The sequence below is a fragment of the Bradyrhizobium sp. genome (assembly GCF_030693485.1).
In the GTDB taxonomy this organism is placed as follows: Bacteria; Pseudomonadota; Alphaproteobacteria; order Rhizobiales; family Xanthobacteraceae; genus Bradyrhizobium.
Genome location: NZ_JAUYAN010000286.1, coordinates 1 through 5,412, shown reverse-complemented (window position 1 = coordinate 5,412; position 5,412 = coordinate 1). Strand labels below are relative to the sequence as shown.

The following is a 5,412-nucleotide window of genomic DNA, read 5'->3' as shown; positions in this document are numbered from 1 at the left end:
GAGCACGGCAGAGTCGTCGCTGGGTCCGCGGGACCTATCGCCGCGTGGCGGAAGCTCTACGCGCCGACCAGCGTCTTGCCCGGCAGCACCGCCTGCACCACGAGGCCGCGGGCGCGGGCATCCATCACGCCGACGGCGCGCAGCGCGAGCAGCGTCACGGTTTGAACGGCGTCACGCAGTTTCCCGGAATCCTCCGTGTTGTCGGGCGCCAGCGGCCCGACCAGCGATTCATGCAGGGCGCCAAGCAGCGCCGAGGCGGCCAATGCCGTGTCTTGCGCCGGCAGATGCCCGGCGCGAACCGCGGCGTCGATCCGCCCTGCGATCTCGCCGGCGATCTCGCGCCGGCTGGCCAGCCGGGAGGCGGTGACGTCGACATCGACCGGCTCGGCCAGGATGCCCCAGGCGAGCTTGCGCTGCGACAGCACATGCACCGCCACCGTGGTGACGGCGGCCGCCAGTGCCGAGGATGGCCCGGGTGCGGCATCCGCGGCGCGGCGGATTGCCGCCAGTTCGTCGCGCGAGACGTCGGCGATCAGTTCGGAAATCAGATCGGCCTTGGAGGGAAAATAGCGATAGACGGTGCCGGCGGCGACATTGGCACGGATCGCCACGGGTGCGATCTGCACCGCGACCATGCCGCCCTCGGCGGCGGCATCCCGGGCCGCCGCCAGAATGGCGCTGCGCCGCGCCGCCAGCCGCTTCACCACCTGATGGGTTCGCCGATAGACCATGGCGCCCTCCCGTCCCGGCACGCCATTCCGGCTGAACCGGGCCCGGTCCAGAATGCGTGCGCCCTCAGTTGTTTTGAGCGAACTGATCCAGATCGCTCTCAAGAACTGAACACTTATTCAGGCCTGATGACAAGACGCAATATCGCGATTCAGAAGCGGCGCGTCAGGCTCCGGCGGCGGCCATCATCGACGGCGCCGGTTCGCGCCGCCACCAAGGGCCGGCGCGGCGCAGGACGAGGCCTGCGACGATCAGGGTAGCGCCGAGCCCGACCGGAATTCCGGTGAAGACGAAGCTCACGATCAACGCCAGCGCGCATCCCAGCGCCGGCAGCTCGTAAGGCCGGAAACCGCTGGCGAGCCCGATGCGGACCAGGAAGGCGACCGGGATCGCCAGCACCATCATGTCGTACATGAACAGATAGGGCGTGGTCAGCAGCGTGCCGGCCGCGAGCGCCGCGGCCTTCACCGAATAGCTGACGCGGCTGCGCCACATCACCACGAGTCCGGTCGCGACCGAGGCGGTCAATACCCAATGGAAACCCCAGGCCATCGATTCGCTGCCGCCGAAATAGCGGACCAGCGAGAACAGGCTCTGCAGCTTCCACCACGTCGCCTTGCCCTCGGTCAGGAAGGCCTGCGAGAAGGTCGGCATCCAGTGGAAGAAAGCCTGCCAGCTCTCGGTACCGAAGGCGAGCCAGGACGCGAAAGCGATCGCCGCCGCCGTTGCGCCCGCGCTGAAGAACACCGTCCACTGCGAGGCCGCGATCAGCACCAGCGGAAACAACAGGCCGTATTGCGGCTTGTAGCTCAACAGCCCCAGGCAGATTCCGGCGAGCACCGGCCGAACCGGCATCAGATACAGCGTGCCGCCGATCAGGGCCGCGGTCAGAAAACCGTTCTGCCCGACCAGCGTATTGTTGAACACCATCGGAAAGCCGATCGCCAGCATCAGGCCAAAACTGCGCCCGACGATCGCGCGCATCACCGCGAGATAGGGCAGGAAACTGACCGAGACCCAGCCGATGAACGCCACCGTATAAGGGAACTGCGCCAGCAGCGACGCCACAAACAGGAACGGCGGCGGGTAGTGCCAGGCGAAATAGCCGATAAAATCCTGACCGAGCAGCGCGACCTCGACCTGCTTCTGGATATCCCAGTCGTAGGCCTGCGCCGGAACGCCATCGAGCACCAGCCGGCCCGCGGCCCAGACATTGACGAAATCAGTCGGGATCCCCAGCCCGGTCGGATCGTAGATCCACCATTGCGAGAAATACGCCGCCGGGAAATACGAGATGTTGATGCAGCACAGCACGAAGCAGACGTTCAGCAGCGCCGGGGGAATTGCGCTCGGCGCGCCTGATATGGTCGGGGCGGATGCGGACGTGGCCATGCGAAATCCCTGGCGCACGCCGCAGCCTCGCGGGAAACGCGCGCCCCTGAACCATAGGCTGGCAGCCCTTAAGAAATCTTAAGGCTTTGGCTGGCGGCGGCACACCAACAAAAAACGCGGCGTCGCCGCCGCGTTTTCTGAAGCAATGGTATGTCGCTTTACGCCTGCGGCTGCGGCTCCAGACCGGCATCCGGATCGGGACGCGGGCGCGGTTTGCCGGCCGGCGGCACCGCCGAGGTGCGGGGCGTGGTCGGCTCCAGCACCGACTCGCGGTTCGGCTTCTTGCCCTGGAGCAGGTCCTGAATCTCGTCACCGCTCAGGGTTTCGAATTCGAGCAGGCCCTTGGCCAGGGTTTCGAGGTCGGCGCGCTTCTCGGTGAGAATGCGGGTCGCTTCCTTGTAGCCCTCTTCGACAAAGCGCCGGATCTCGGTGTCGATCTTCTGAACCGTGGCTTCCGAAGCGTTCTGGGTCCGCGACACCGACATGCCCAGGAACACCTCGTCCTGGTTTTCGCCATAGGACACGGTGCCGAGTTCTTCCGAAAGCCCCCAGCGCGTCACCATCATCCGTGCCAGCCTTGTGGCCTGCTCGATGTCGGACGAAGCGCCTGACGTGACCTTCTCGCGGCCGAAGATCAGTTCTTCCGCCACGCGTCCGCCCATCATGATGGCCAGCCGCGAGGTCATCTGCTCGAGCGACATCGACAGCTTGTCGCGCTCGGGCAGCTGCATCACCATGCCGAGCGCACGGCCGCGCGGAATGATCGTGGCCTTGTGGATCGGATCGGTCGCAATCACGTTGAGGCCGACGATGGCGTGACCGCCCTCGTGATAGGCAGTCAGCATCTTCTCTTCTTCGGTCATCACCAGCGACTTGCGCTCGGCGCCCATCATGACCTTGTCCTTGGCCTCTTCGAACTCGGCCTGGGTCACCATGCGCTTGTTGCGGCGCGCGGCGGTCAGGGCGGCTTCGTTAACCAGGTTCATCAGGTCGGCGCCGGAGAAGCCGGGCGTGCCGCGGGCGATGGTCTTCAGGTTGATATCCGGCGCCAGCGGCACCTTGCGGACGTGAACCTTGAGGATCTGTTCGCGGCCGACGACATCCGGATTCGGCACCACCACCTGGCGGTCGAAGCGGCCCGGGCGCAGCAGCGCGGGATCGAGCACGTCAGGGCGGTTGGTCGCGGCAATCAGGATCACGCCCTCATTGGCTTCGAAGCCGTCCATCTCGACCAGCAACTGGTTCAGGGTCTGCTCGCGCTCGTCATTGCCGCCGCCGAGACCGGCGCCGCGATGGCGACCGACCGCGTCGATTTCGTCGATGAAGATGATGCAGGGCGCGTTCTTCTTGGCTTGTTCGAACATGTCACGGACGCGAGAGGCGCCGACGCCGACGAACATTTCGACGAAGTCCGAGCCCGAGATCGTGAAGAACGGCACGTTGGCTTCGCCCGCCACCGCGCGCGCGATCAGCGTCTTGCCGGTGCCGGGAGGGCCGACCAACAGCACGCCGCGCGGAATTCGTCCACCCAGCCGTTGATATTTTCCGGGATCGCGCAGGAATTCGACGATCTCCTGCAGGTCCTGCTTGGCCTCGTCGACGCCGGCGACGTCCTCGAAGGTGACGCGGCCATGCGCCTCGGTCAGCATCTTGGCGCGCGACTTGCCGAAGCCCATCGCCTTGCCGGCGCCGCCCTGCATCTGCCGCGACAGGAAGACCCACACGCCGATCAGCGCGATGAACGGCAGCCAGGAGACCAGCAGCGACACGAACCACGGCACGTTGTCGCCCGGCGGCTTCGCGGTGATCGCGACCTTGCCTTCATAGAGTCGCTTGACCAGCGTCGGGTCGTTCGGCGCGTAGGTCTGGAAACTCGAGCCGTTGGTGAAGGTGCCGTGGATTTCCGGCCCCTGGATGACGACGTCGCGAACCTTGTTCTGATCGACTTCGGCCAACAGCTGCGAGAACGAGATGTCCTGCGAGGCCGTCCGCTGGCCAGGGTTCTGGAAGAGCGTAAACAGCGCCAACAATAGCAAAACAATAATTACCCAGAGGGCGAAATTGCGCAGATTGGCGTTCATCGATCTTCCTTCGTGGTCGCGCGGATCGCGGCCTTATGTCCTTGGGTAGTGTTCTTGAGGCCGGCACCCGGGAATCCCCCGGTCCGCTGCATACCAATCTAGGTGTCGCCCCGGTCGATGCCAAGGGAACCAGACAGGACTATTTAACGCATGTTAGCCGGATTCCCGCTGAAATAATGGCGGTGAAACCGGTGTTTTCCGAGGTGGTTAAGACTCGATCGGAACCTTGGGACCACCGGCATGTGTTCGGCCCGGACGTCATTCCGTCCGGCGACGACGCGGCGGCGCCGGTTCGACGCGAATCCGGCCGCCGATCAGGCTGACCAGCGCACCGGCGAGGGTCTGTTTCAGCCTTGTTTGCTTCAGTCCCGGCTGATCGAGCCCTGGCCGGCGTCTTCCGGCCATTTCAGCGGCCGCCCGGTCCAATGCCGCCAGCAGGGCTTCGACCTTGCCGAGTTCCGCCGGTCCCTCATGACCGAACCGGTCGATCGCACGCTTCAGCAGCCGAACCCGGATTTCTTCAGGCAAGGTGGCAAAGACTTGGGCATCAAAGGAATGGACGCCGAACGATCCGGCCTCGCCATCGAACGGGAAACGCGGGGCGCCGCGATCCTTCAGCGCGAGGTAGCGCTCGGCGCCATCGGTCAGCACCTCCAGCGCGGCGTTGGCCCGGGCCAGCCGCGCGGCCCGCCGGGCCCGATTGCGCGGATCGCCGCCCTCGGCGGCAAGCGCGGGCATCAGGGCGCGCAGCCGCGGGCGGGTAAAATGGGGATCGCGGTTGGTCGGATCGTCGGCAAAGCCGATCTTCGCCTTCTCGAGCGTCGCGATCAGCTGCGATTTCGAAACGTTCAGAAAGGGGCGCGCCAGCCACACGCCGTCGCGCTCGGATTGCCGCGCCATGGCCCCGAGGCCGGCAATGCCGCTGCCGCGCAGCAGGCGCATCAGCAGCGTTTCGGCCTGATCGTCACGGGTATGCGCGGTGAGGATGTGGGTGGCGCCGCTCCGCCGCGCCGCCTTTACCAGCAGGCGGTAGCGCGCCGATCGCGCCGCGGCAGGCAATCCAGCCACCGGCTTCGGACCGGTCCAGCGCAGCGTGCGATGCTCCATTTCGAGCGTGCGCGACAGCCACTTCACCTCACGCGCCTCGGCGGCGGCCGCGGCGCGCAAGCCGTGATCGACCGTGACCGCCAGCAGACGCGGACCACGAATC

The 5,412-nt window shown here is 66.0% G+C and carries 4 protein-coding genes; all 4 read right to left on the bottom strand.

All coding sequences use genetic code 11. The annotated features are described in order from the left end of the window. Positions 1 to 56: 56 nt before the first annotated feature. Complete coding sequence (locus Q8N40_RS20840; RefSeq protein WP_305713136.1) at positions 57 to 731, bottom strand: TetR/AcrR family transcriptional regulator; 675 nt, start codon at positions 729 to 731, stop codon at positions 57 to 59. Positions 732 to 894: 163 nt separating this feature from the next. After that, entirely contained in the window at positions 895 to 2,121 is a 1,227-nt protein-coding gene (locus tag Q8N40_RS20835) for a glycosyltransferase family 87 protein (RefSeq protein ID WP_305713135.1), read from the bottom strand. Between the two features lie 158 nt (positions 2,122 to 2,279). Continuing rightward, positions 2,280 to 4,202 (bottom strand): ATP-dependent zinc metalloprotease FtsH, encoded by a 1,923-nt coding sequence (gene ftsH / locus Q8N40_RS20830; RefSeq protein ID WP_305322238.1) that lies wholly within the window; start codon positions 4,200 to 4,202, stop codon positions 2,280 to 2,282. Positions 4,203 to 4,460: 258 nt separating this feature from the next. Next, positions 4,461 to 5,412: tRNA lysidine(34) synthetase TilS (tilS, locus tag Q8N40_RS20825; protein ID WP_305713134.1), on the bottom strand; the 952-nt coding region annotated here is incomplete at its 5' end.

Coding starts and splice junctions, on each gene's coding strand:
- Q8N40_RS20840 (WP_305713136.1), bottom strand. CDS start 731: ATGGTCTATCGGCGAACCCATCAGGTGGTGAAGCGGCTGGCGGCGCGG.
- ftsH (WP_305322238.1), bottom strand. CDS start 4,202: ATGAACGCCAATCTGCGCAATTTCGCCCTCTGGGTAATTATTGTTTTG.
- Q8N40_RS20835 (WP_305713135.1), bottom strand. CDS start 2,121: ATGGCCACGTCCGCATCCGCCCCGACCATATCAGGCGCGCCGAGCGCA.